Source organism: Erythrobacter sp. LQ02-29 (assembly GCF_022576075.2).
GTDB lineage: Bacteria > Pseudomonadota > Alphaproteobacteria > Sphingomonadales > Sphingomonadaceae > Alteriqipengyuania.
The window spans coordinates 1,765,308-1,791,109 of sequence record NZ_JANCNT010000001.1; the positions used below are offsets into that span (position 1 = coordinate 1,765,308).

Consider the following 25,802-nt stretch of genomic DNA (forward strand, 5'->3'; position numbering starts at 1 on the left):
CGGCGGTTGATCGTCCAACACGATGGAACGCGAACCGCGCGTTTGAAAAGTGTGACCTTCGCTCATCCCGTTGCCCCTTCTTCGGCATGGCGCGTCCGGGCGAGCACCGCGAAAAGCGCGGAATTATCCGGTTTCTGTCGGACCCCGGCATAACGCCCGGCGTGCAGGACGACCTGCCATATGCCGGTCTCGATGCGCCATTCGAGCTGTGCGAGTGTGACTTTCCAAGAGGGGCGCAAGGCCGCGTGCGCCGCCTCCAGCGCGGCAGCCAGCCGCTCTCGGCCACGCGGCGTTCCGGTGCTGGCCAGCGCCGCGTCCCACGCCGCCACGAACCCTTCCGATCCGGCACGCGCGCGCAGGCGATAGGCGCTCTCGCGCGCCATCGAGACGCGGCGCGCCGCCTGCGCGACCGAGCGCGTCTGCGCCAGATGCCCGATGAACTCCGCCTGCCGCAACGGCGTCCACCCGTCCGCCCGCAACCGTACCGGCGCGGCGTGGAAGGGCGGAATGGCGAGCGGTGGCGCGCGATCGCGCGGCGGCCGGGCAAAATAGTGCTTCATCCACCGTGAGAAGGCATTTTTCGGCGGAGTAGGAAAGTTAATAGACCGCCAACCCGTCGCCCCGGACTTGATCCGGGGCCGGTGCTTCTTCCCGAGCGACGTCGAGTTGAGATATCTCGGTGCAAATCGAGCACCGGCCCCGGATCAAGTCCGGGGCGACGCTACGGGCGCAGATGGGCGGTTTTGCGATTGTCGGCGTCTGAAGAGAGATAGCCGACGAAGGTCCGGCGGGCCGGTTTCTCGGCGATGGCGGCAAACGACCCCAAGGTCTCCACGCCGCCTGAGGCAGCAGAGCGTCGCGGAAGAAGACCGCGACGCTCCGGTATCAACCTAGCTGAAGCTGAGAGAGGACCGCACCCTCGCAACCTTCGCGCCCTGCCGACGCATAACCCCGCCGATCGCACCAAAACCGAGTATAAGGAGAGCCCAGGTGGCCGGCTCGGGGACGCCACCACTAGCTGCGATAGCGCTCCCGGCGCTGACATAGCGATATGGAGAGCAGTTGTCGCATTCGTAAGACCTGGCGGTGTCCAGTACATTTGTACCCACCGATGCCAGCGACGACATGAAGCCAAGGCTGAGGTAGGGTTTATTATATGTGGCTTTGTTGCCGATGTAGAATGAGTTCGGACCTAAGGCGTTTTGCGCTATCACGGTGCTGGTCATCGCATCGTAGGTGAAGCCTCCCAGAGCAGACGCTGCGGTCGTCGTGATGTCGAAGGAGAGCAGCGAGCCTGTTTCGGAATCCGTGGAAAACGTCCCGCTCGCAGTTCCTCCGTCCGTGAAGGTTACGCCTTGCAGCGTCCAGACTATAGGGGCCGCATGGGCGGATGTCGTACCGAGCAGTGCAGCCGCGGTTGCGGCAAAAAGAGACTTTTTGTTCATTATTCCCTCTCAAACATCGAGCCTACCCGCCTGGGTGATCGCTCCAAAAGACAAGACTTAACGGGATTCTCGGTGCGCCCTCCCGGAATCACGCCGAGTATACGAGGGCCAGCTCACTATTAACACTATTTTCACGATAGTTTTGCGGAACTTTTAGGGAAAAGATCCCGATATGGAACAAGCTCCGCCTGATCGTAATCGCACTACTTGAACGCAGGGCTCAGCGCACGGCAGCCCTATCGTCTGCCGCGAGGCGCGATGGCCGCCTTGAGATGACCACGTTCATCGCATCTTTTGCTCGGATCGGTTGATCGTCAATCTTGTGGGTGGCCCCCCGCTCGGATGGCATAGGTACGGCGTTCGCTTTCGATTCTCCGACCGCAGTGTGCGATGGCGCGAGCGTCGTCTCCCTGGACGGCTTTGCGCACTGTGTCGGCTGTTCGCGCAATCTCGCCGAACGGGATAAGCGAACGGCCGCTTTCGGCATCGCTTCGAAAGTGGCGGGACGACAGAATTGGGCGCTCAAGGCCGGTTCGCCACAACCCCAAAATGAGAAGGCCAGCCTCCGCGCCCGGCTCGATGCCTTGGGGGAGACTGGCCTTCGCATGGTCAGCGGCCAGGAAGTGCCGCTCACGGTGCCTCTATCGATAGGATCCTACCGATAGTGCTCCGTGCGGAAACTTGCCGACCTCTCTGCTGAACCATGAGACATCGGATCACCTCCTTTCGCGCTGTAGAGCCATAACCCGCCGTATCACCGGGGGTTGAAATCGTCGTTCGCCGCCGATCTCATCCCCTTTGTGATTCGTGCGGCCTGCGAAAACAAGGCCTGAATAAAAGTTTTCCAACGTCAGAATTGATCGAATGCGGTGCGCGGGTTTGCGCGCGCCTCGCGATCCTCCTTACCGACAGTCCTCGATCACCCGGCTCACTTCCGCCCAGGCGGGGAGGTAGAGCGTGGGCAATCCCGCGACCTCGATCGCGAAGCGCCCCTTGCTGAAAGCCATCGCATCCAGCAGCGGGTCGCGCGCGTTGAGCGTCGCCGCGACGCGACCTGTGCCGGGAATGGGCTGGGCCTGCACCACGCGGTCGGCGGTTTCGGTGCGCACCTGCATGGGAACCGCTGCACCGGCGCTGCCCGCCCGGACCAGCGCGATCGATCCGGCCGCGCGGTCGCACTCGATGGCGAATTGCCCGGTCCCGCCGCGCGCGCCGAATACGGCATAGGGCTTCCTGCCGTCCTGGGCGTAGCGCCAGTCGCCCGGCGTCTGGGGCGCGTCCATCCAGTTGTCGAAACTGGGCGTGGGCACCGTCACGGTAACCGGGGGCGGGGGAGGCGGGGGCGTGGGGGTCTGCTCCACCCGCTGCGGCGTGGGCGCGCAGGCGGCGAGCCCGATCGTCAGCGCGATCGCGGGGGCGAGGCGCAGGGCGATGGAGCGGATCGGCGTTCGGTTGCTTTGCATGGGGATGTAATGCGCGCTAACCGCGATGGGGTCCATGGCGAAGAAGATCCGTATCGACCAGTTGCTCGTTTCCCGCGGTCTGGCGGAAAGCCGCACCCGTGCGCAGGCGCTGGTGATGGCGGGGCTGGTGTTCTCCAACGAAAGCAAGCTGGCGAAGCCGGGCCACCAGCTGCCCGAGGACGCGCCGCTGGAAGTGCGCGGGCGCGACCATCCCTGGGTCTCGCGCGGGGGGATCAAGCTGGCGCACGCGATCGAACATTTCGGGCTCGATCCCGCGGACGCGGTGGCGATGGATATCGGCAGCTCCACCGGCGGGTTTACCGACGTGCTGCTGCAGAAGGACGCGGCCCATGTCTTCGCGGTCGATTCGGGCACCAACCAGCTTGCGTGGAAGCTGCGGCAGGACGAGCGCGTGACGGTGCTGGAACAGACCAGCGCGCGTATTCTGACCACAGAGCAGATCGACCGGCCCTGCGACTGGGTGGTGTGCGATGCGAGCTTCATCGGCCTCACCAAGGTGCTGGAGCGTCCGCTGGAGCTGGCCGCGCCCCGATGCCGCCTCGTCGCGCTGATCAAGCCGCAGTTCGAGGTCGGGCGCGAGGAGGTGGGCAAGGGCGGAGTGGTGCGCGACCCGGCCTTGCACGCGCGCGTCTGCGACGAGGTGTGCGCCTGGCTGGCGGATCGCGGCTGGACGGTCGATGGCGTGGTGGAAAGCCCGATCACCGGGCCGGAAGGCAATGTCGAATTCCTGGTCGCCGCGCATCGCGGCGATGGTGGAGGCGAATGCGGCGGGGAATAGTGCGTCTGCCGGTTGCGCGCGCGTGCGCCGCAATCTAGGTGCTGGTGCGAATAGGTCGCATGAATGCCCCTTTATCGAGGAGGTTCAATGTCGCGTCTGGCCTCGCGCGGGCAACTGCGCGCCAGCTTCATCCGCTGGGCCCTGTTGTGCATTCCCGCAGTCGTCCTGCTCGGCCTGCTGTCGGGGGCCGCGTCGGGCAATGGCGCTGGCAACCCGTGGTTCGCCTCGCTCGACAAGCCGGCGCTCTATCCCCCGCCGATCCTCTTTCCCATCGCCTGGACCGTGCTGTACGTCCTGATGGGTCTGGCGCTGGCGCTGGTGTGCAACGCGTGGGGCGCGCGGGGTCGGACCGCGGCGATCTTTGCCTTCGTGGTGCAGTTCGCACTCAATCTGGCGTGGAGCCCGCTGTTTTTTGCCGCGCACCAGATCACCGCCGCGCTGATCCTGATCGTCGCGATGGGGATCGCGATCGTTGCGACCATTGTGCTGTTCTGGCGGGTGCGGCGGGCGGCCGCCGTGCTGCTGGTGCCCTATCTGGCCTGGGTGTGCTTCGCCAGCGTGCTCAACTACCAGATCCTGGCCCTCAATCCGCAGGCCGACGGTGCCTCGTCCAGCGGGGCGGCGCAGCGGATCGCGATCTGATCTTGCCAATTCCGCCCGCGCGCCACATTTAGGCCGGTATGCAGAGCCAGAACCCCATGATCGCCGATTTCGTTAAGCTCGTGAACGGTGCCGCGGGCACCTTTGCCGGGATGACCCGCGAGGCGCGCGAGAGCGCGCGCGAGCGGGTCAAGGAAACGCTCGGCGGGCTCGACTTCGTCAGCCGCGAGGAATTCGAGGCGGTCAAGGCCATCGCCGCCAAGGCGCGCGAGGACAGCGAGGCGCTGGCCGCCCGCGTGACCGCGCTCGAGGCCAAGCACAAGCTCTGACCGGCCAGCCGGGACGATGATCCCGTGCAGCTGAGGGCACCCGCCATCGTGCTGGCGACGCGCTCGCATGGCGAGACCGCCGCGATCGCGCGGCTGTTCACCGAGGAGGCTGGCGTCGTGGCGGCCTATGTCGCGGGCGCGCGAGGCCGCCGGATGCGGCCCGTCGTGCTGCCGGGCAATATGGTGGAGGCAGACCTTCGCGCCCGGTCCGACAGCCAGCTCCCCTTTGCCAAACTCGAACTCACCCAGTCGCGCGGACCCTGGCTGAGCGAACCCTTGCCCGCCGCGGCGATCGGCTGGGTCACTGCGCTCACCGCCGCGACCCTGCCCGAACGCAATGCCTATCCCGCGCTGCATAGCGCGCTTTCGGCTCTGCTCGACGCCATCTGCGCCGCACCTTCCGCCCGGGGCTGGGCACCCGCGCTGGTGGCTTACGAAGCGCTGTTGCTGCGCGAGCTCGGCTATGGGGGCACGCGGCCCGCGGCGAGCACGCTAGCCGAGGTATTGGCGGCGATGGAAAAACTGGCCGAACCGCTCGCCCGCCATCTGCTAGCCGACCGGGCGAGCGACACGATGGCCGCGCGCGAGCGGCTGGTGGCGCGCCTCGCAAGAATGGACGGGTAGCGATGAAGATAGCGGTTTTCGGAGGCGACGGGATCGGGCCCGAAGTGACCCGGCAGGCGGTGCGCGTGCTGGAGACGCTCGATCTGCCCGGCCTGACCCTGTTCGAAGGCGATGTCGGTGCCGTGGCCTATCGCCGCCACGGCCATCCTCTGCCCGAAGAAACCCTCGCCATGGCGCGCGAAGCGGACGCAGTGCTGTTCGGCGCGGTCGGCGATCCCGCCTGCGACGACCTGCCGCGCGAGCATCGGCCCGAACAGGCGATCCTGGGCCTGCGCAGCGAACTCGGCCTGTTCGCCAATCTGCGCCCCGCGACGACCTTTGGCGGGCTGGAGAACATGAGCGGCCTGCGGCCCGAAATCGCGCGCGAGATCGACATGCTGATCGTGCGCGAGCTCAACGGCGACGTCTATTTCGGGGAGAAGGGTACGCATACCCGGACCGACGGACAGCGCGAAGGGTGGGACCGGATGTCCTATGCCGAGGGGGAGGTACGGCGGATCGCGCATGTCGCCTTCGCCGCGGCGCGCGGGCGATCGGGCCGCCTCACCAGCGTGGACAAGGCCAATGTCCTCGAAACCAGCCAGCTTTGGCGCGACGTGGTCTGCGAGGTCGCTGTCGATTACCCCGATGTCGAGCTCGATCATCTCTATGTCGACAACGCCGCGATGCAGATGGTTCGCGCGCCCGGCCAGTTCGACACGATCGTGACGGGCAATCTGTTCGGCGACATCCTGTCCGATCAGGCAAGCATGTGCGTGGGCTCGATCGGGTTGCTGCCCAGCGCCAGCCTGGGCGAACGCCGCACCGCGCACGGCACTTTCGGACTTTACGAGCCGATCCACGGCAGCGCGCCCGACATTGCCGGGCAGGGCCGGGCAAACCCGCTCGCCGCGATCCTTTCCGCCGCCATGCTGCTGCGCCACTCGCTGGGCCGCGAAGACGATGCGCGGAGCGTGGAGAAAGCGGTCGCCGACACGCTGGCGGATGGGCTGCGCGGCTTCGATCTGGGCGGAGACGCATCGACCGAACGGCTGGGGGATGCGGTGGTCGGACGCCTCGTTGGTTGACCCACGTCAACTGGCGATTGCCAGTAACCTGCGCTGACCCTAAAGGCGCGCGCGTGATCGAACTCGCCATCATTTTGCCGACGCTGAACGAGCGCGGCAATCTCGCCCCCCTGCTCGACCGGCTTCACGAGACTCTCGGCGATATCGCCTGGGAAGCGATCGTGGTCGACGACGACAGTCCGGATGGCACCGCCGAGGAGGCGCGTCGGCTGAGCCGGACCGACCCGCGTATGCGCGCGGTGCAGCGGATCGGCAGGCGAGGCCTCGCTTCTGCCGTGATCGAGGGGGCCTGTGCCACCGCCGCGCCTTACGTCGCGGTGATGGATGCCGACCATCAGCACGACCCAGCGCTGATCCCCGAGATGCTCGCCCATGTCCGCGGCGGGGAATACGAGGTCGCCGTCGCCTCGCGCTTCGTCGAAGGCGGCAGTGCGGCGGGCCTGTCCAGCGCCCGGCGCGAGAAGGGGTCGGACCTCGCCAATCGCCTGGCGCGCAAGATGACCGGCGTAGAACTGGCCGATCCGATGAGCGGGTTCTTCGTGATCGAGGCGGCAAAGGTTCGCGAGCTCGCCCCCAATCTGTCCGGCATCGGGTTCAAGATCCTGCTCGACATCCTCGCCGCGGCACCGGTCGCGCTGAAGGTCAAGGAAGTGCCGATGCAGTTCGCCTGCCGCCGCGAGGGCGAAAGCAAGCTGGACCGAGCGGTGGCGTTCGAGTTCCTGATCGGGCTCTACGACCGTGCCTTCGGTCGCTTCGTTCCGACCCGCTTCGCCCTGTTCGGGACCGTCGGGGCGCTGGGCGTGGCAGTTCACCTGACCGTGCTGACGCTGCTGTTCCGGTTCGCGGGCGAAGGCTTTGCACTTGCGACCACGATCGCGACCTTCATCGCGATGTCGTTCAACTTCTGGCTCAACAACTGGCTCACCTATCGCGACAAGCGGCTGGCGGGGGTGAGCGCCTTCGTGCGGGGGTGGGCCGGGTTCATCGTCACCTGCCTGGTCGGCGCGATGGCCAATGTCGCCATCGCTACGCTGTTGCAGGCGCGCGGCTTTCACTGGGTGCTCGCCGCGCTGGCGGGGATCGTGATCGGTTCGGTCTGGAACTACGCGCTGTCGAGCCGCTTCGTCTGGGGCAAGTTCTAGGCGGGTTACGCCCAATCGGTTGCCGGTACCGTCTACCGTCGATGGCGCCCGATCACTTCCATTCCTTGAACCAGGCGTAATCCGTGAACGCGTTCTTCTTGTGGAGCGGTGCGGCGCTCAGGATCGGGTAGAACCACGCGAACAGGCCGATGCTTGCGGCCATCGCCAGCAGCACCGCGCCCTGCGCCCAGCGCCGCCGCAGGTTCCATAGCGCGTCGAGCGCCAGCGCCAGCGCGGCAAGCAGGAAGCAGCTCGGCAGGAAATAGTGGTAGTAGAACTGGATCGGCTTGGCCGCGACGATCCAGGTGCCGATGGCGACGGCATAGAGCGCGAACACCGCCAGCGCGTCCGCCCGCTTGCGGAAAAAGCCGGCCCAGGCGCACCAGAGCACTGCCGGCAATCCAGCCAGCATGGTGAAGGGATTGCCGATCAGCATCACTCCGCGCTGCGCCCCGTCGATCTTCTCGTACAGATACCAGATCGCGCGCGAATCGGTGACCCACTGGTACCACTGGCTCTGGTAGGGATGCGGCTTGCGTACGCTTTCCTGCAGCTCAACCATCCATTTCTGCACTTCGAACAAATTGCCGTGCGTGAAGGGGCCGCCCGCGAACCACAGCGCCGGGATGAAGGTCGCCGCATAGACCGCAATCGGTAGCAGGCCCAGCCACACGCCCGCCTCTATCAGCGAGACGCCGGGCACGGGTCCGCCCTCGCGCGCGAACAGCAGCCGGTGGCGCGCCGTCCAGCCCCGCCAGACCAGGAACGTGAGCCCCGGCAGCGCGACGAGCGGCCCCGCGTTCCACTTGCAGGCGAGGGCGGCACCCATCGCTATCCCGGTAAGGACGAGATGCGTGCGCCCGCGCTGCGGATGGCGCAGCGCGGCGGCGAACTGCCACGTCGCCAGTGCCACGAAACCGACCATGAACATGTCGAGCATGGCGATGCGCGCCTGCACGAACAGGATGAAGCCGGTCGCCAGCAGCAGGGCGAACATGATGGTCGCCGCCCGGCGCAGGCTTGCGAGCCATAATGCGCGGCTGAAGGCGAACAGCGTCAGACTGGCGGCAATAAGCGGCCCGATCCTCCATGCCAGCGGGCGATCGCCGAACAGGGCGAGCAGGCCGACCAGGATCTCCTTCGCCAGCGGCGGATGCTCGGCGTTCTTCCAAGCAGTCCCTGCCAGCATCTGGCGCGCGGCCGGAATGTAATGGACCTCGTCGAAATACAGCTTCGCCGGAAAATCCAGCCGGATGGCGCACAGTCCGGCGAAAGCGAGTGTCAGCAGGATGAGGATGATCAGCGGGTCGCGCGCGCCGAAACGGGGCTGGTTCATCGCCGCACGATTATGGGCAGAGCGGCCCGACCACAACAGCTTTCTGGCGCTTTGCAGACGCACGGCACTTCGTCGCCACCGTTGCCAGCGACGGGCGCGTTCCGTAAGCGGGCCGCATGAAGAAAGACACCGGCACCGACCGTTCCATCACGCAGAACTGGCGCCCCGCCACGCAGGCCCTGCGGGGCGGCACCTGGCGGTCCGACCATGGCGAGACGAGCGAGGCGATCTTCCTCACCTCGGGCTATACCTACGACGATGCGGCGACCCCCGCGGCGCGCTTCGCGGGCGAGGAACCGGGGATGACCTATTCCCGGTTGCAGAACCCGACCGTCGCGATGCTGGAGGAGCGGATCGCACTGATGGAAGGTGCCGAGGCGTGCCGGGCGCAAGCGAGCGGGATGGCGGCGATGACCGCCGCGCTGCTGGCGAGCCTGTCGGCGGGCGATCACTGCGTCGCTGCGCGCGCCGCCTTCGGGTCATGCCGCTGGCTGGTCGACCAACTCCTGCCGCGCTTCGGGATCGAGACGACGGTCATCGACAGCGCGGACAACGACGCCTGGCAGGCGGCGATCCGGGACAACACGAAGGTGTTCTTCTTCGAAACGCCGGCCAATCCGACGCTCGACGTGGTCGATCTGGAACATGTCTGCGGCGTCGCGAAGGCACATGGCGTCACCACCATCGTCGACAACGCCTTCGCCACCAGCGTGCTGCAAAAACCGATGGAGTTCGGGGCCGACGTGGTCGCCTATTCCGCGACCAAGCTGATGGACGGGCAGGGCCGGGTGCTCGCCGGTGCGGTGTGCGGGACGAAGGAGTGGATCGACGAGGTGCTGCTGCCGTTCCAGCGCAACACCGGGCCCAACCTGTCGCCGTTCAATGCCTGGGTCGTGCTCAAGGGCCTCGAAACGCTGGAACTGCGCGCCATGAAGCAGAGCGAGAACGCGGTCGCGCTCGGCCGGATGATCGAACCCAGGGTCAAGCGGATGCTCCATCCCGGCCTTGCCAGCCATCCGCGCCACGACCTCGCGATGAAGCAGATGCGCGCGACCGGCCCGATCTTCAGCTTCGAGGTCGAGGGGCGCGAGCAGGCGCACGCGATCCTCGATGCGCTGCAACTGGTCGATATCTCCAACAATATCGGCGATGCGCGCAGCCTGATGTGCCACCCGGCCAGCACCACCCACGCCGCCATGAACGAGGACGAGCGGCAGGCGATGGGCATTCCCCAGGGGCTGCTGCGGGTGAATGTCGGGCTGGAGGATATCGAGGACCTGAAGGAAGATCTCGACCGCGCATTGTCCGCAGCGGGGCTTTAGGCCGGAACGAAGCGCCGGTTTCGGCCATTCTTCGGGCAAAACAGACCGGAGAATTCCAACATGGGTGATATGTTGAGCGCCGCGCGCGAGCGGATGCATCGCGCCGCGAAGGCGCTGGACCTGCAGGACGAACTGATCGAGCGGCTCTGCTATCCGCGCGAGACCTTGGCCGCCTCGATCCCGCTGCGCCGCGACGACGGCACGCTGATGCAGCTGAAGGCGTGGCGCTGCCGGTACGATTCCACCCTCGGCCCGACGAAGGGCGGCATCCGTTTCCATCACACGGTGAGCGAGGACGAGGTCTCGACCCTCGCTTTCTTGATGACGATGAAATGCGCGCTGATGGATCTGCCCTTCGGCGGGGGCAAGGGCGGGGTGAAGGTCGATGCGACCCAGCTTTCCACGATGGAGCGCGAGCGGCTGGCCCGGCGCTATGTGCGCGCCTTCGCCCGTATCCTGTCGCCCGACCGCGACATCCCTGCGCCCGACGTCGCCACCGGCGAGCGCGAGATGGCGTGGATGGTGAGCGAATATTCCGACCTCGTGGGCCGGATCGAACCGCACGCCTTCACCGGCAAGCCGGTCTCGCTGGGCGGCATCGTCGGGCGTACCCCGGCGACCGGGCGCGGCGGGATGATCGCGCTGGAAGCCATGCGCGAGAAGCTGGGGCTGGGCGGCAACCAGTCGCTGACCATCGCCCTGCAAGGCTACGGCAATGCGGGCAGCTGGTTCGCAAAGGCCGCGCGCGAGGCCGGGCACAAGATCGTCGCCGTATCCGATTCGTCCGGTCTGGTGCGCGCGAAGGGCGGGCTACCGATCGACCGACTATCGCAGGTGAAGGAGGAGAAGGGCGAAGTCTCCGCTCTCACCGGGGAGGGTATCTCCTCGCTCAAGGACGGCGCGAAGATCGTGGAGCAGGAATGCGACGTGCTGGTGCTTGCCGCGCTCGGCGGAGTGATCGGCGGCCCCGAGGACGTGGAGAAATTGGGCTGCAAGGCCATCGTGGAGATTGCCAACCGCCCGATTCTGCCGGCCGCCGACGACGCCTTGCGCCAGGCGGGTATCGAGGTCGTGCCCGACATCCTCGCCAATGGCGGCGGCGTGGTGGTGAGCCATGCCGAATGGGTACAGGGTCGCCAAGGGCGGCCATGGAAAGAGCACGAGGTCGAGACCTATCTGGAAGATCATATCAGCGACGCCGCCGACCGCGTCCGGCGCCTGATGGATTCGCACGGTCTCGATATGCGTACCGCCGCCCATGGCTGCGCGCTGCAGCGTCTGTGCGCCGGGATTTCCGCCAGCGGCCTGGCTAAAGATTACGCGGACGGGTGACTCGACGCGTCGACGCGGCCGTGCAGATTGGCAACAGCTTTCCGATAATTTCACCGCGGGTTCGGTCGTGGCGCGAAAAAGTGCGCGTTGGACCTTGCCGTGACAGACAGAAGGATTACGCTCGCCCGATATGAAGGAAATGTTCCAGCACGCCGCCACGACCGACGGGATCACGGTTCGGGTCGTTGCCAACTATCTGCCCGAACAGAGCCGCCCGGACGATGGCAAGTGGTTCTGGGTCTATCACATCCGGATCGAAAACGGCTCGCACGAGCGGGTCCAGCTCGTCAGTCGACACTGGCGCATCGCCGATGCCGATGGCCGGGTAAGCCATGTCGACGGCGAAGGGGTCGTCGGCGAACAACCGGTGCTCAATCCCGGGCGCAGCCACGATTACGTCTCGGGCTGTCCGCTCGAAACGCCGTTCGGCACGATGGAAGGTTTCTATACCTTCCACCGCGAGGACGGCCATCCGTTCGAGGTGCGTATCCCGTTCTTCCCCCTGGCCGCACCGGCCAATGCGGAAAGCCGCGCCCCCGAAGCGCGCGGCTGAATATTGCGGTTCGCGCCCGCGCGGCCTAAGTCGCGGGTCCGATGAAGCGCACTCACCTCCCTCTCAACGCCCTGCGTGTGTATGACGCGGCGGCGCGGCACCTCTCCTTCACCCGCGCAGCGGACGAACTGGCGGTCACGCCCGCGGCCGTCGGGCAGCAGATCCGCGCGCTGGAAGATCACCTCGGCACCGTCCTGTTTCGCCGCACCAGCAAGGGCCTCGAACTGACCGAGGAAGGGCGCGCGGGGCTGGAGCCGCTGCGCGAAGGCTTCCTGAAGTTCGAGGAAAGCGTGCAGAACATGCAGGCGGGTCAGGCGAGCGATCGCTACACCATCGCCGCGCCGCGCGAATTCTACGCCCAGTGGCTGGCGCCCAGGCTCGCCGCCTTCCGGGCCGAAAGTCCCGGCACCCGTTTCCAGCTGGTCGAGAACGAGAACGCGGATTTCACCGAAGCCAATCTCGACGTCGCCATCCGCCTGATCGACGGGCCGGGCGATCTGGAAGGGGTGGAGCTTGCGCCCGCGCGCCGTGTGGTGGTCGTCGCCGCCGGGCAGGAAAGCGATCCGCCCGACGAATGGATCGCATGGCCCGGCGCGCCGCTGCCGGAAGGAGCGGAGGCGACGGTGCAGGTCGGCAATGCCGGGCAGGCGCTGTCGAGCGCTATTGCGGGGCTGGGTCGTGCCGTGCTGCCCTATCTGCTGGTTGAGGAAGCGCTGGATCAGGGCAAGCTGGTCGCGATAGAGGGGCCGGACGAGGGACGCCGTGCCTACTGGATGGTCGCGCCGCTGCCCCAGTGGCGGCAGAAGAAGGTGCGTACGCTGACGGCCTTCCTGACCGGGTCCTGACGGCGGTTCGCAGCGTTGTCTGGCCGAAATAGCCATAGCGCCGGATGAGCAGACGTTCTTAGCGATGCGGTAAGCATTCCTGGGGCATATGCGCGAGCCTATGACCGGGCTCCGTGTAATTCTTGCGCATTGGATCGGGCTGCTTGCGCGCGACGTGCGCGGAAACGCGCTCGCAATCTTCGCTGGCGCCTTGCTGCCGCTGACCGCGATGATCGGCGGCGGAGTCGACATGGGCATCGGCTACATGGCGCAGGCGAAGCTGCAGAATGCGTGCGACGCGGGTGTGCTGGCCGCGCGCCAGTCCATGCGCGGCAATCTGTTCACCGCCGCGAACGAGACGGAGGGACAGAGGTTCTTCGCGTTCAACTTCCCCGACGGCATCTATGGCATCGACGATGCTGCGCTGGAGATTACGCAAAGCGATACCGACAAGGCGCAGTTGCTCGGCTACGCCAGCGCCAAGGTGCCCACTGCCATCATGGCGGTCTTCGGATACGACCAGATCCCGATATCGGCCGCCTGCGATGCGCGCCGCGACCTCGGCTACAACGACGTCATGCTCGTGCTCGACGTGACCGGATCGATGAATTCGGCACCCTCGGGCGGCGGCCAGAAGAAGATCGTGCGGCTGCGTTCCGGCGCGAAGGGGCTCTACCAATCGCTGGCCGCCGCCGACTCGCCTGGCACGACACGCTTCGGCATGGTGGCTTATTCCGTTACTGCCAATGTCGGACGGCTGCTTTCCAACAGCGACTTCGTGAAGAACCAGCATCACTGGACTACGCGCCAGGGGTGCGCGTTCGTGCTCTGGGGCATTTGCTTCGGCTCCAAGACGGAAGTGGGCAATTTCCTGGTCAACATTCGCGATACGAAATGGGGGAGGAACAACGACGAGCAACAGAGCCTGACTGCCTTCCGCACCAGCGGGGATGCCTGCGTCGAGGAGCGACCGAGCGAGGGCTACACCCAAGACGACTACCAGATCCGCGATACCGTGACGCGCAACGACATCGACCGGCGGGCGACCGGCCCCGACGACACCAGCCGGCAATTCGGTCGCTATGATCCGGAGTCGATGGCCGACCCGGGTGGACACAGTTGCCCGTCCGAGGCGCTGCCTCTGACCAACTATTCGAATCAGGGCAGCTTCGTCAGCGATGTCAACAAGGTGACGCAGCGCGTGGGCGGCAACACCTACCACGATGCCGGGATGCTGTGGGGGCTGCGCCTGATCTCCCCCACCGGGTTCTTTGCCGCCGATAATCCGACCACACGCAACGGCGTCGTCGTCAACAAGCATATCGTGTTCATGACCGACGGCGTGCAGGAGGTTAATGCCAACGGCTATACCGAGGACAGCCGGGACTCGCAGATGAACCGGGTACGGGGCAGCGGTTCTCTCGACACGATCCACCGGGCGCGCTTCCTTGCGACCTGCAACCTTGCGAAATCGATGGGTATCACCGTGTGGGTGATCGTGCTCGACACCAAACCCAACCCGGAGGTGGAGCAGTGCGCGACCAGCGGTGCGACCTATTTCTACAGCGACGGTAACGATCTGGAGCAGGTCTTCTCCGATATCGGCGCCGGGATCGGCCGGCTGAGGTTGACCAAATGATCCGGCGCCTGTTCCCTTCCCGCATCGCGCGCGACGAACGCGGCGCGACCATCGTCGAGTTCGCGCTGATCCTGATCCCCCTGCTGACCGTCATCATCGCGGGGCTCGATTTCGGGTATCAGAGCTATGTCCGCGCGGTGATGCAGGGCGCGGTGAACGACGCCGCGCGCCGGGCCTCCGTGCAGAACCCGGAGCTAGCTTATGCTGGCGATTCGGTGGAGGACCAGGTCGAGCAGATGATCCGCGACCAGATCGGGAGCATCGCGATCGGGGCCGACATCGATGTGAAGCAGACGAGCTTCTACAGGTTCTCCAGCATCGGCAATGCCGAGCCGCTGCTGACCGACGTCAACAAGAACGGCCGCTTCGACGCCAATGACGGCGATTGCTGGCGCGACGAGAACGGCAACGGGGTTTACGATACCGACCAGAGCGCGGGCGCGACGGGTCGCGGCTCCCCCGACGATGTCATCTTCTACCAGGTCGATGCGCTCGTGCCACGCCTGTTCAACAGTGGCTGGCTGTGGGGCGGCTCCGATGAGTTCGAGCTGGCCCTGGAGGCAGCGGTGCGCAACCAGCCTTTCGGCGAGCGCGTCACGCCGCCCGTCCTGTGTGGCAAACCGGTAGCGAGCGGCCCGGGCAGTTCTGGCGGCAATTGCAACGGCCACGGCCTCGCAGTGGGGCTCAACAACGGAACCGGCAACGGGCTGGGCCTGGGTGTCTGCGTCGGCGGTATCGGCGTGAACGTCAATGCGGGCGGCGGTAACGGTAACGGTAACGGTAACGGTAACGGTCGCCCGTGATCGCGCCCGCCGCCTTCCTCTCCCGCCTGCGCCGCGCGACCGGCGGTGTCGCCTATATCGAATTCGCGCTCGGCCTGCCGGTGTTCCTGACGCTGATCCTGGGCGGGATCGAGACCACCAATTATACGATCGCCCAGCTGCGCACGAGCCAGATCGCGATGTCGGTCGCCGACAATGCGGGCCGCAATCCTGAGAGCGTGGACGAGGCGGATATCTACGAGGTGTTCGCCGGCGTCCCCGCCATCGGCGGCTCCCTCGACTTCGAGAACAACGGTCGCGTCGTCGTCTCCTCGCTGCAGGACAACGGCAAGACCGGGTCGAGGAAGGGGCAGGAGATCGAGTGGCAGCGCTGCTACGGCGATCTCGACGTCGATCCCGCCTATGGCCGGCAGGGCGCCGGTGCGAACGACGACCGGCTGAAGGACGGCATGGGCGCTCCCAGCCACCGCATCGCGGCGGGGCCGGGCACCGCGGTGATCTTCGTCGAGGCGACCTACGAGTACCAGCCGCTGTTCTGGGACCGCGTGATCTCCAATCCCATCATCCGCTACGAAAGCGCGTTCAACGTGCGCGACCGGACCGAGAACGCGATCACCAATACGCAGAATCTGACCCCGCTCACCTGCTGAGCGGAACCGGGGGGGCAGGGGGCCTGCATCCTCCCCTCGCATTTCGCCGCGTGTGTTTTCGCCCGGAGCCGACCTGTAAGGCTGGGCACTGTCACCTATGGCCGAAGCCTGTCGTCCCAAGCCAAACGCCGTTACACAGTTCCCATGTGTAATCTCTATCGCCTGACCAAAACCACGGCCGAGGTCGCCAACTGGTTCTCGGCGATCGAGCAGCTCGCCGGCGCGAACTTTGCGGGCGAGGTCTTTCCCGGCACGCCCGGCATGGTCGTGACCGAAGGGGCGCTGGTCTCGATGAGCTGGGGCTTTCCGCTCCAGCGCACCGGGTCGAAGGGGCAGGCGTTGAAGCCCAAGCCGGTCAACAATACGCGCGCAGACAAGCTCGACGGATTTTTCTGGCGTTACAGCTTTGCCGAGCGGCGCTGTCTGATCCCGCTTAACGCTTGGGCGGAGGCGGAGGGGCCGCGCGGGGGCAAAACGCGCAGCTGGCTCTCGCTGCCCGACGCGCCGCTGTTTGCCTGCGCGGGAATCTGGCGCGACAGTGACGAGTGGGGGCGATGCTACTCGATGGTGATGACCGATGCCTGCGGCGTGGCGGCCGATTGCCATGACCGGATGCCAGTGATCCTGTCGGCCAGCGACTACGCCATCTGGACCGCGGGCGAACCCGAGGCGGCGCGCGCGCTGTGCCGCCCGTGGGAAGGGCCGCTGACGCTCGAGCGGACGGACGAGCCATGGGCGGGCGGGGCGGCGCAGCCTCCGCTGTTGTAGCGGCGGTCGTTTCCGGTCGGGCGGTCGACCGCTCCCTTGACCCGAATCCCACAAGTGCGTATGTGCGCGCCTATCCGAGGCAGCGCTTGCGCCGCCCCGGGTAGATAGAGCTGAACATTGCCGGTGGTGTCCCGGGGCCTGGTGCCGATGCGCGTCGGGCTCTTTTCTATTGGGGCGAACCTCACGCTTGACAGGGTGGGGCTCGCGCGGGGCAGCCGTCAAAGTAACCCGGTGGCCGTGCGGCCCGAGGGTGGAGTGTTTCAGGCTCGTGCGAGAACACCGTGTGCGACGCGATGCGCCCGCGTGGCGCTCGCCCGAACCGATACATTCCGTCCCGATCCGCTAGTTGCCGCCTCCATACGGTGAAGAGAAAGAACTCATATGCCGACGATCAACCAGCTGGTCCGCAAGGGCCGCGAACCGCAGAAGGCCAAGAGCAAGGTCCCTGCGATGGAAGCCAACCCGCAGAAGCGCGGCGTTTGCACCCGTGTCTATACCACGACCCCGAAGAAGCCGAACTCGGCGCTGCGCAAGGTTGCCAAGGTCCGCCTGACCAACCAGCGCGAGGTCATCACCTACATCCCCGGCGAAGGGCACAACCTGCAGGAGCACTCCGTGGTGCTGATCCGCGGCGGGCGTGTGCGCGACCTTCCCGGCGTGCGCTACCATGTGCTGCGCGGCGTGCTCGACACGCAGGGTGTGAAGGACCGCAAGCAGAGCCGTTCGAAGTACGGCGCCAAGCGCCCGAAGTAAGGTTTAGGCGCGGCGGCGGCTCGCTCCCCCACCCGGTTGGCCCTACGTGGGTAGGATTTGGGTGGCCGGGTGGGGGAGCGAGCCGGTGCCGCAGGACGCTCACGGATGTGAGCGGCCACTCCGAAGGAGTTAGAAAATATGTCACGTCGTCGTCGCCCGGAAAAGCGCGAAATCCTGCCCGATCCCAAGTTCGGTGATCTGGTGCTGTCCAAGTTCATGAACAACCTGATGCTCGATGGTAAGAAGGCCGTGGCCGAGAAGATCGTCTATGGCGCGCTCGACACCGTCGAGGCGAAGGCCAAGGCGAACCCGGTCGAGGTGTTCCACGCCGCGCTCGACAACATCAAGCCGCAGGTCGAGGTCCGCAGCCGTCGCGTTGGCGGTGCGACCTATCAGGTGCCGGTCGAGGTCCGCCCTGAGCGTGCTCAGGCGCTGGCCATCCGCTGGATGATCACCGCGGCGCGCGGTCGCCCGGAAACCACCATGGCGGCGCGCCTCTCGGGCGAGCTGCTCGATGCGTCGAACAACCGCGGCAACGCGGTGAAGAAGCGCGAGGACACGCACCGCATGGCGGACGCGAACCGCGCCTTCTCGCACTACCGCTGGTAAGAGATCGGTCAAAGCGGGGCCGCTCGGCGACGGCCGGCGGTCCCCGCGTCTTCAATCGGTCACACTGATACCCATATGGGGGAGGCTTACCGGCAGCCCCTGCTTTAAATTCGAACCCGACGAGGAATTATCATGGCCCGCGACTATCCGCTGGAGCGCTATCGCAATATCGGCATCATGGCGCACATCGATGCCGGCAAGACCACCACGACCGAGCGTATCCTCTATTACACCGGCAAGTCCTACAAGATCGGCGAAGTCCACGACGGCGCCGCGACCATGGACTGGATGGAGCAGGAGCAGGAACGCGGGATCACCATCACCTCGGCCGCGACCACCACGTTCTGGACGCCCGAAGATCCGACGATGGATGCCCGTTCGGATCCCGAAGCGCTGCGCGCGGACATGCCCAAGTACCGCATCAACATCATCGATACGCCCGGCCACGTGGACTTCACCATCGAAGTCGAGCGTTCGCTGCGCGTGCTCGACGGCGCGGTCGCCGTGTTCGACGGCGTGGCCGGGGTCGAGCCCCAGTCCGAAACCGTCTGGCGGCAGGCTGACAAGTACGGCGTTCCGCGCATGTGCTTCATCAACAAGCTCGACCGCACCGGCGCCGATTTCTATTATTGCGTCCAGTCGATCGTCGACCGTCTCGGCGCGACCCCGCTGGTCATCACGCTGCCGATCGGTGCGGAAAGCGACCTGAAGGGCGTCGTCGACCTCGTCGCCAATCGCGGTATCGTGTGGCAGGCCGAAGACCTCGGCGCGAAGTACGAATTCGTCGACATCCCCGAGGATATGGCCGACAAGGTCGCCGAATACCGCGAGAAGCTGATCGAAACCGTCGTCGAACAGGACGACGAGGTCATGGAAGCCTATCTCGAAGGTAACGAACCCGACGTGGCCACGCTGAAGAAGCTGATCCGCAAGGGCACGATGGCGCGCGATTTCGTGCCGGTGACCTGTGGTTCGGCGTTCAAGAACAAGGGCGTTCAGCCCCTGCTCGACGCGGTGGTCGATTACATGCCGAGCCCGCTCGACGTTCCGGCGATCAAGGGTGTCCTGCCCGACAGCGAAGAGGAAGAAACCCGTCCGTCGTCCGACGACGCGCCTTTCGCCGCGCTGGCCTTCAAGATCATGAACGATCCGTTCGTCGGCTCGCTCACCTTCACCCGCATCTATTCGGGCAAGCTGGCCAAGGGCCAGGTCCTGAACTCGGTGAAGGACAAGAAGGAAAAGATCGGCCGCATGCTGCTGATGCACTCGAACAACCGTGAGGACATCGAGGAGGCATTCGCCGGCGACATCGTCGCTCTGGCGGGCATGAAGGATACGACCACCGGCGACACGCTGTGCGATCCGGCCAAGCCGATCATTCTCGAGCGGATGGAGTTCCCGGACCCCGTCATCGAGCTGTCGGTGGAGCCCAAGACCAAGGCCGACCAGGAAAAGATGGGCGTTGCGCTCAACCGCCTGGCCGCCGAGGATCCGAGCTTCCGCGTCACGACCGACCACGAGTCGGGCCAGACGATCATCAAGGGGATGGGCGAGCTTCACCTCGACATCCTGGTCGATCGCATGAAGCGCGAGTTCAAGGTCGAGGCGAATGTCGGTGCGCCGCAGGTGGCGTATCGCGAATCGCTCGCCCGCGAAGTCGAGCTGACCTACACCCACAAGAAGCAGTCGGGTGGTTCGGGCCAGTTCGGTGAGGCGAAGGTGCGCCTGATCCCCGGCGAACGCGGGCAGGGCATTGTCTTCGACGACCAGATCAAGGGCGGCAATATTCCGCGCGAATATATTCCGTCGGTCGAGAAGGGCATGCGCGAGCAGGCCGAGAGCGGCTATCTGGTCGGCTTCCCGATCATCGACTTCACCATCGAGCTGATTGACGGCAAGTACCACGACGTCGACTCGAGCACGGTGGCGTTCGAGATCACGGGTCGCGGCGCGATGCGCGAAGGTGCGCAGAAGGCCGGGATCAAGCTGCTCGAGCCGATCATGAAGGTCGAGGTCGTGACGCCCGAGGATTACCTCGGCGACGTGATCGGCGACCTCAACAGCCGGCGCGGACAGATCCAGGGCACCGACAGCCGGGGCAACGCCCAGGCGGTGGAGGCCAACGTGCCGCTCGCCAACATGTTCGGCTACGTCAACGAACTGCGTTCGTTCACGCAGGGGCGTGCGCAGTACACGATGCAGTTCTCGCACTACGACGAGGTCCCGGCCAACGTCGCGGCGGAAGTCAAGGAGAAGCTTGCCTAAGGCAGGGCAAGCGAGTAGGGGCGGCGCCTTCACGAGGGTCTTCACGGGGGCCTTCGACCTGGGGTGCCGATCCTCTCCCGGTGAAATTCAATATCTGACAGACAGAGGTTAAGAGTAAAATGGCGAAGGAAAAATTCGAGCGGAACAAGCCGCACTGCAACATCGGCACGATCGGTCACGTCGACCACGGCAAGACCACGCTGACCGCGGCGATCACCAAGGTGATGGCCGAGACCTACGGTGGTTCGGCTGTCGATTTCGCGAACATCGACAAGGCGCCCGAAGAGCGCGAGCGCGGGATCACCATCTCGACCGCGCACGTCGAGTACGAGACCGAAGCGCGTCACTACGCTCACGTCGACTGCCCGGGTCACGCCGACTACGTGAAGAACATGATCACCGGTGCCGCGCAGATGGACGGCGCGATCCTGGTCGTGAACGCCGCCGACGGCCCGATGCCCCAGACCCGCGAGCACATCCTGCTGGCCCGTCAGGTCGGCGTGCCGCAGCTGGTCGTCTACATGAACAAGGTCGACCAGGTCGACGACGAGGAAATCCTCGAGCTGGTCGAGCTGGAAGTTCGCGAGCTGCTGTCCGAGTACGGCTTCGACGGTGACGATATTCCGATCGTCAAGGGTTCGGCCCTGGCCGCCCTCGAAGGTCGCGACGACAACATCGGCAAGGAATCGATCATCGCGCTGATGAAGGCCGTCGACGAGTACATCCCGCAGCCCGAGCGCCCGGTTGACCAGGCGTTCCTGATGCCGATCGAGGACGTGTTCTCGATCTCCGGCCGCGGCACCGTGGTTACCGGCCGCGTCGAAACCGGCGTTGTGAACGTCGGCGACGAAGTCGAGATCGTCGGCATCAAGGACACCACCAAGACGACCGTCACCGGCGTCGAGATGTTCCGCAAGCTGCTCGATCGCGGCGAAGCGGGCGACAACATCGGTGCCCTGATCCGCGGCGTTGCGCGTGAAGGCGTGGAGCGTGGCCAGGTCCTGGCGAAGCCGGGTTCGGTTACGCCGCACACCGAGTTCAGCGCCGAAGTCTACGTTCTGTCGAAGGACGAAGGCGGCCGTCACACGCCGTTCTTCGCCAACTACCGGCCGCAGTTCTACTTCCGCACCACGGACGTCACCGGCGAGGTCATCCTCCCCGAGGGCACCGAGATGGTGATGCCGGGCGACAACGTGACCATTTCGGTCAAGCTGATCGCGCCGATCGCCATGGACGAAGGCCTGCGCTTCGCGATCCGTGAAGGCGGTCGTACCGTCGGCTCGGGCGTGGTGTCGAAGATCACCACCTGATCTTCGCCGTAGCGAATTGAGGAGGCCCGGTTCCCCGATGGGGAGCCGGGCCTTCGCTATTTATAGGAGGTGCCGTCCGTCTCACGCTTCGGGCCGAACCTCCCGGTAACGCCCGATTTGTTGGAAAACGGGGGTTGCCAGAGCGCGAGCAGATTCGTATATGCGCGCCTCGACCCGGGGATTCGTCTCCGTCGAAACGAATTTCAGGAGGGCCGCCCTCTCCGGAGTTTTCCGGAAAGCGGGTGGGCCTTTCTTTTTTTGATGGCCCGGCAACGGGTCGTTTGGCTCTTTCGCATCGGTGTAGGTAATGGAAGCTCAGAATATCCGCATTCGCCTCAAGGCGTTCGATCATCGCGTTCTCGACCAGGCGACTGGCGAAATTGCAGAGACCGCTCGTCGTACCGGTGCGCTTATTCGTGGCCCCATTCCCATGCCGACGCGTATCGAGAAGTTCACCGTGAACCGCGGCCCGCACATCGACAAGAAGTCGCGTGAGCAGTTCGAGGTGCGCACCTACAAGCGGCTGCTCGACATCGTGCAGCCCAACGCCCAGACGGTCGACGCGCTGATGAAGCTGGACCTCGCCGCGGGCGTCAATGTCGAGATCAAACTGGCTTGATCGCGACCGTCCCCGGTGGGACGCTAAACTGACCGAAGGTTTCGGGGTTCTCTACGGCCCCGCCGATCCCAGCCAGGATCGGCAAGACATAGGGATACCGCCGGACCTGGTCCGGGCCGCGTCCCCCGTCTCGCTCTCTCCTGAATGGGGGAGGGCACTTTGGCCCGGACGGGGCGACGCATCACAGAATGGGCCAAGCATGCACCCGGGGATGGGCCTCTGGTGCCTCTGTTGAGGAGTTTCGACGATGCGCACAGGCGTTATCGCAAAGAAAGTCGGGATGACCCGCCTCTTCCAGGAGGACGGACGGCACGTGCCCGTTACCGTTCTCGCGCTGGAGGATTGCCAGGTCGTCTCGCACCGCACCGCGGATCGCGACGGCTATTTCGCCCTCGCGGTGGGTTCGGGCACTGCCAAGCAGAAGAACGTCAACAAGCCGCAGCGCGAAGCGTTCGGCAAGGCCGAAGTCGGGCTGAAGATGAAGGTCGCGGAATTCCGCGTCGAGAACGACGAGGGCCTGCTCCCCGTCGGTGCCTTCATCAGCGCAGACCACTTCATCGCCGGCCAGAAGGTCGACGTGACGGGCTACACGCAGGGCAAGGGCTTCGCCGGCGCCATGAAGCGCTGGAACTTCGGCGGCCTGCGCGCGACGCACGGCGTTTCGCTGAGCCACCGTTCGCATGGTTCGACCGGTAACCGTCAGGATCCGGGTCGCGTCTTCAAGAACAAGAAGATGGCCGGCCACATGGGCGACCGTCAGCGCACGCAGCAGAACCTCGAGATCGTGCGCACCGACGCCGACCGCGGCCTGCTGTTCGTGAAAGGCTCCGTCCCCGGCGCGAAGAACAGCTGGATGCTGGTCCGCGATGCGGTGAAGGTGGCGATGGCCGACGATCTGCCGTTCCCCGGTGTGATGCGTCGCAACCAGTCCGAGTTCTCGCACGAAGAGACCGATGCCGGTCTGGTCGAGAGCGGAGCCGAGCACGAAGTGCACCAGGAGGTTTCCGCCGAGCAGCAGGAAGCGCTCCTGAAGGAACAGGACGCGGGCGCCGATGCCGATACCGGCGCCGCCGATGACAACAACACCACGCCCTCTGCCGACAAGGCCGAAGGCGAGAACAAGGAGGGCTGAGCCGTGAAGGTGAAGGTCCAGAAAATCGACGGTAAGGCGTCGGGCGACATCGAGCTGAACGACGATGTGTTCGGTGTCGAGCCGCGCGCCGACATCCTGCACCGCGTCGTCACCTGGCAGCTGTGGAACCGCCGTGCCACCGCACGTCCGACGCGCGAGCGTTCTGATGTGGCGCGCACCGGCAAGAAGTTCGGCGCGCAGAAGGGTTCGGGCGGTGCTCGTCACGGCGATCGCGGCGCTCCGATCTTCATCGGCGGCGGCAAGGCGCATGGCGCGCGCAAGCGCGACTTCAACATGTCGCTCAACAAGAAGATCCGTGCCCTCGGCCTGAAGATGGCGCTCTCGAGCAAGGCGAAGGACGGCCTCGTCGTTCTCGACAGCCTCGAGATGAAGGAAGCCAAGACGAAGGAGCTCAAGGGCCACTTCGACAAGGCGGGCTGGAACGGCAAGGTCCTGGTCATCGGCGGCGAGAACGTCGACGAGGGCTTCCGCAAGGCGGCGAGCAACCTGGTGGGCGTCAACGTCCTCCCGGCGGCCGGTGCCAATGTCTACGACATCCTGAAGCACGACACGCTGGTCCTGACCAAGGACGCGGTCGAAAAGCTGGAGGCGCGTTTCAATGGCTAAGCAGCAGAATGTGGACGCGCGCCACTACGACGTGATCCTGGCGCCGCACATCACCGAGAAGTCCACGCTCGCGAGCGAGAACAACGCGGTGGTGTTCAAGGTGGCGAACGACGCCACCAAGCCGCAGATCAAGGAAGCGGTCGAAGCGATCTATGACAAGAAGGTCGTGGGCGTGAACACGATCGTGACCAAGGGCAAGACCAAGCGCTGGCGGGGCAAGCCCTACAAGCGCACCGACTTCAAGAAGGCGATCGTTACGCTCGCCGAGGGTGACTCGATCGACGTCACCAGCGGTATCTGAGGGGCTAGAGGAAAATGGCACTCAAGAACTACAATCCGACCAGCCCCGCACGCCGCGGGCTGATCCTCGTCGACAAGACCGGGCTCTACAAGGGCAAGCCGGTCAAGTCGCTGACTGAGGGCAAACGCAAGACCGGCGGGCGCAACAACAAGGGTCACGTGACCTCGCGCGGCATCGGTGGCGGCCACAAGCAGAAGTACCGCTTCATCGATTTCAAGCGGCGCAAGTGGGACGTGGAAGGCACCGTGGAGCGGATCGAGTACGATCCCAACCGCACCGCCTTCATCGCGCTGATCACCTATAGCGACGGCGAGCAGGCCTACATCATCGCGCCGCAGCGCCTGGCTGTGGGCGACACCGTCGTCGCGGGCGAGCGTGTGGACACCAAGCCGGGCAACGCGATGCCGCTGGGCAACATGCCGGTCGGCACCATCATCCACAATGTGGAGATGAAGCCGGGCAAGGGCGGGCAGATCGCCCGTTCCGCCGGTGCCTACGTCCAGCTGGTCGGTCGCGACCGCGGCATGGTCATGGTCCGCCTGAACAGCGGCGAGCAGCGTTACCTGCGCGCCGATTGCATGGGCACGGTCGGTGCGGTGTCGAACCCGGACAACCAGAACCAGAACTTCGCCAAGGCCGGCCGCACCCGCTGGAAGGGCAAGCGCCCGCTGACCCGCGGTGTCGCCAAGAACCCGGTCGATCACCCGCACGGCGGTGGTGAAGGCCGGACCTCCGGTGGCCGTCATCCGGTTACCCCGTGGGGCAAGCCGACCAAGGGTGCGCGCACCCGCAACAACAAGCAGACGGACAAGATGATCATCCGTTCGCGCCACGCCAAGAAGAAGAGGTAATCGGACATGGCACGTTCCGTCTGGAAAGGTCCGTTCGTCGAACTCAGCCTTCTGAAGAAGGCGCAGGACGCACAGGAAGCGAGCAGCAGCAAGCCGATCAAGACCTGGTCGCGCCGCAGCACGATCCTGCCCGACTTCGTCGGCCTGACGTTCAACGTCTACAACGGTCAGAAATTCATCCCGGTCTCCGTTTCGGAAGACATGGTCGGCCACAAGCTCGGCGAGTTCTCGCCCACGCGCAGCTTCCCCGGCCATGCCTCCGACAAGAAGGGCAAGCGCTAATGGGCAAGGCAAAATCCCCCCGTCGCGTGGCCGACAACGAGGCGCTCGCCGTAGGCACCACCATCCGTGGTTCCGCGCAGAAGCTGAACCTCGTCGCCGAGCTGATCCGCGGCAAGAAGGCCGAGGAAGCGTTGAACATCCTCGCTTTCTCGAAGAAGGCGATGGCTCGCGATGCCAGCAAGGTGCTGGCTTCCGCGATTGCCAATGCCGAGAACAACCATGATCTCGATGTCGACGCGCTGGTCGTCGCCGAGGCTTCGGTGGGCAAGTCGATCACGATGAAGCGGTTCCACACCCGCGGTCGCGGCAAGTCGACGCGCATCCTGAAGCCGTTCAGCCGGCTGCGCATCATCGTTCGCGAGCAGGAAGAGGCGTAAG

The 25,802-nt window shown here is 65.4% G+C and carries 28 protein-coding genes and 1 pseudogene; 25 read left to right on the forward strand and 4 right to left on the reverse strand.

Going from position 1 to position 25,802, the window contains the following annotated elements; genetic code table 11:
• Nucleotides 1-62 precede the first annotated feature (62 nt).
• From MKP08_RS08755 to MKP08_RS08765, 3 genes and pseudogenes are all read right to left on the reverse strand, one after another.
• Entirely contained in the window at nt 63-560 is a 498-nt protein-coding gene (locus MKP08_RS08755; protein ID WP_241553499.1) for a hypothetical protein, read from the reverse strand.
• Between the two features lie 330 nt (nt 561-890).
• Nucleotides 891-1,028: pseudogene (locus MKP08_RS14420) on the reverse strand (PEPxxWA-CTERM sorting domain-containing protein); the annotation flags it as partial.
• A 1,319-nt stretch (nt 1,029-2,347) separates the two neighbouring features.
• Nucleotides 2,348-2,908, reverse strand: coding sequence for a hypothetical protein (locus MKP08_RS08765; RefSeq protein WP_241553501.1), 561 nt, complete (start codon nt 2,906-2,908; stop codon nt 2,348-2,350).
• A gap of 34 nt (nt 2,909-2,942) precedes the next feature.
• On the opposite strand from MKP08_RS08765, the gene MKP08_RS08770 reads away from it, so the two are divergent.
• From MKP08_RS08770 to MKP08_RS08795, 6 genes are all read left to right on the forward strand, one after another.
• Nucleotides 2,943-3,707: a TlyA family RNA methyltransferase gene (locus MKP08_RS08770; RefSeq protein ID WP_241553502.1), complete on the forward strand. Its 765-nt coding sequence runs from the start codon at nt 2,943-2,945 to the stop codon at nt 3,705-3,707.
• Nucleotides 3,708-3,794: 87 nt separating this feature from the next.
• Nucleotides 3,795-4,349, forward strand: a complete 555-nt coding sequence (locus MKP08_RS08775) for a TspO/MBR family protein (protein WP_241553503.1) — start codon at nt 3,795-3,797, stop codon at nt 4,347-4,349.
• Between the two features lie 38 nt (nt 4,350-4,387).
• Nucleotides 4,388-4,636 (forward strand): accessory factor UbiK family protein, encoded by a 249-nt coding sequence (locus tag MKP08_RS08780; RefSeq protein WP_241553504.1) that lies wholly within the window; start codon nt 4,388-4,390, stop codon nt 4,634-4,636.
• Nucleotides 4,637-4,660: 24 nt separating this feature from the next.
• Nucleotides 4,661-5,260 (forward strand): recombination protein O N-terminal domain-containing protein, encoded by a 600-nt coding sequence (locus MKP08_RS08785; RefSeq protein ID WP_241553505.1) that lies wholly within the window; start codon nt 4,661-4,663, stop codon nt 5,258-5,260.
• 2 nt (nt 5,261-5,262) lie between these two features.
• A complete protein-coding gene (gene leuB, locus MKP08_RS08790; protein WP_241553506.1) occupies nt 5,263-6,327 on the forward strand; it encodes a 3-isopropylmalate dehydrogenase in 1,065 nt (354 codons plus the stop codon).
• A 53-nt stretch (nt 6,328-6,380) separates the two neighbouring features.
• Nucleotides 6,381-7,469 (forward strand): glycosyltransferase family 2 protein, encoded by a 1,089-nt coding sequence (locus tag MKP08_RS08795; RefSeq protein WP_241553507.1) that lies wholly within the window; start codon nt 6,381-6,383, stop codon nt 7,467-7,469.
• Between the two features lie 52 nt (nt 7,470-7,521).
• Here MKP08_RS08795 and MKP08_RS08800 read toward each other — a convergent pair whose 3' ends face one another.
• Nucleotides 7,522-8,805: a phospholipid carrier-dependent glycosyltransferase gene (locus MKP08_RS08800; protein ID WP_241553508.1), complete on the reverse strand. Its 1,284-nt coding sequence runs from the start codon at nt 8,803-8,805 to the stop codon at nt 7,522-7,524.
• A gap of 116 nt (nt 8,806-8,921) precedes the next feature.
• Between MKP08_RS08800 and MKP08_RS08805 the strand changes: the two genes are divergently transcribed.
• The 19 genes from MKP08_RS08805 (at nt 8,922) to rplV (ending at nt 25,801) form a co-directional block, all read left to right on the forward strand.
• Nucleotides 8,922-10,127, forward strand: a complete 1,206-nt coding sequence (locus MKP08_RS08805; protein WP_241553509.1) for a PLP-dependent aspartate aminotransferase family protein — start codon at nt 8,922-8,924, stop codon at nt 10,125-10,127.
• A 60-nt stretch (nt 10,128-10,187) separates the two neighbouring features.
• Nucleotides 10,188-11,459, forward strand: coding sequence for a Glu/Leu/Phe/Val dehydrogenase (locus MKP08_RS08810; RefSeq protein WP_241553510.1), 1,272 nt, complete (start codon nt 10,188-10,190; stop codon nt 11,457-11,459).
• A 130-nt stretch (nt 11,460-11,589) separates the two neighbouring features.
• The gene (gene apaG / locus MKP08_RS08815; RefSeq protein WP_241553511.1) at nt 11,590-12,012 is read left to right on the forward strand and encodes a Co2+/Mg2+ efflux protein ApaG; all 423 of its coding nucleotides are present in this window, start codon (nt 11,590-11,592) and stop codon (nt 12,010-12,012) included.
• A gap of 41 nt (nt 12,013-12,053) precedes the next feature.
• On the forward strand, nt 12,054-12,857 hold the full coding sequence (locus tag MKP08_RS08820; RefSeq protein ID WP_241553512.1) for a LysR family transcriptional regulator: 804 nt from the start codon (nt 12,054-12,056) through the stop codon (nt 12,855-12,857).
• 100 nt (nt 12,858-12,957) lie between these two features.
• On the forward strand, nt 12,958-14,475 hold the full coding sequence (locus MKP08_RS08825) for a Tad domain-containing protein (protein WP_241553513.1): 1,518 nt from the start codon (nt 12,958-12,960) through the stop codon (nt 14,473-14,475).
• Nucleotides 14,472-15,278: a TadE/TadG family type IV pilus assembly protein gene (locus MKP08_RS08830; protein ID WP_241553514.1), complete on the forward strand. Its 807-nt coding sequence runs from the start codon at nt 14,472-14,474 to the stop codon at nt 15,276-15,278. The genes MKP08_RS08825 and MKP08_RS08830 overlap by 4 nt, the downstream gene beginning before the upstream one ends.
• Entirely contained in the window at nt 15,275-15,907 is a 633-nt protein-coding gene (locus MKP08_RS08835) for a TadE/TadG family type IV pilus assembly protein (RefSeq protein ID WP_241553515.1), read from the forward strand. Before MKP08_RS08830 ends, MKP08_RS08835 begins: the two co-directional genes overlap by 4 nt.
• A gap of 144 nt (nt 15,908-16,051) precedes the next feature.
• Nucleotides 16,052-16,675, forward strand: a complete 624-nt coding sequence (locus MKP08_RS08840; protein ID WP_241553516.1) for an SOS response-associated peptidase — start codon at nt 16,052-16,054, stop codon at nt 16,673-16,675.
• Nucleotides 16,676-17,056: 381 nt separating this feature from the next.
• Nucleotides 17,057-17,428, forward strand: a complete 372-nt coding sequence (gene rpsL, locus MKP08_RS08845; protein ID WP_126175288.1) for a 30S ribosomal protein S12 — start codon at nt 17,057-17,059, stop codon at nt 17,426-17,428.
• A gap of 138 nt (nt 17,429-17,566) precedes the next feature.
• Complete coding sequence (gene rpsG / locus MKP08_RS08850) at nt 17,567-18,037, forward strand: 30S ribosomal protein S7 (RefSeq protein WP_215228523.1); 471 nt, start codon at nt 17,567-17,569, stop codon at nt 18,035-18,037.
• Nucleotides 18,038-18,169: 132 nt separating this feature from the next.
• Nucleotides 18,170-20,302, forward strand: coding sequence for an elongation factor G (fusA, locus tag MKP08_RS08855; RefSeq protein ID WP_241553517.1), 2,133 nt, complete (start codon nt 18,170-18,172; stop codon nt 20,300-20,302).
• A 119-nt stretch (nt 20,303-20,421) separates the two neighbouring features.
• Nucleotides 20,422-21,612, forward strand: coding sequence for an elongation factor Tu (gene tuf, locus MKP08_RS08860; protein WP_215228521.1), 1,191 nt, complete (start codon nt 20,422-20,424; stop codon nt 21,610-21,612).
• A gap of 307 nt (nt 21,613-21,919) precedes the next feature.
• Nucleotides 21,920-22,231, forward strand: coding sequence for a 30S ribosomal protein S10 (rpsJ, locus tag MKP08_RS08865; RefSeq protein ID WP_061924928.1), 312 nt, complete (start codon nt 21,920-21,922; stop codon nt 22,229-22,231).
• Nucleotides 22,232-22,478: 247 nt separating this feature from the next.
• On the forward strand, nt 22,479-23,363 hold the full coding sequence (gene rplC, locus MKP08_RS08870) for a 50S ribosomal protein L3 (protein ID WP_241553518.1): 885 nt from the start codon (nt 22,479-22,481) through the stop codon (nt 23,361-23,363).
• 3 nt (nt 23,364-23,366) lie between these two features.
• The gene (gene rplD, locus MKP08_RS08875; RefSeq protein ID WP_215228519.1) at nt 23,367-23,990 is read left to right on the forward strand and encodes a 50S ribosomal protein L4; all 624 of its coding nucleotides are present in this window, start codon (nt 23,367-23,369) and stop codon (nt 23,988-23,990) included.
• Nucleotides 23,983-24,291, forward strand: a complete 309-nt coding sequence (locus MKP08_RS08880) for a 50S ribosomal protein L23 (protein ID WP_215228518.1) — start codon at nt 23,983-23,985, stop codon at nt 24,289-24,291. Before rplD ends, MKP08_RS08880 begins: the two co-directional genes overlap by 8 nt.
• Before the next feature lie 14 nt (nt 24,292-24,305).
• Nucleotides 24,306-25,142: a 50S ribosomal protein L2 gene (gene rplB / locus MKP08_RS08885; RefSeq protein WP_241553519.1), complete on the forward strand. Its 837-nt coding sequence runs from the start codon at nt 24,306-24,308 to the stop codon at nt 25,140-25,142.
• Nucleotides 25,143-25,148: 6 nt separating this feature from the next.
• Nucleotides 25,149-25,424: a 30S ribosomal protein S19 gene (rpsS, locus tag MKP08_RS08890; RefSeq protein ID WP_215228516.1), complete on the forward strand. Its 276-nt coding sequence runs from the start codon at nt 25,149-25,151 to the stop codon at nt 25,422-25,424.
• Nucleotides 25,424-25,801: a 50S ribosomal protein L22 gene (gene rplV, locus MKP08_RS08895; protein WP_215228515.1), complete on the forward strand. Its 378-nt coding sequence runs from the start codon at nt 25,424-25,426 to the stop codon at nt 25,799-25,801. Before rpsS ends, rplV begins: the two co-directional genes overlap by 1 nt.
• The last annotated feature ends 1 nt before the right edge of the window (nt 25,802 follow it).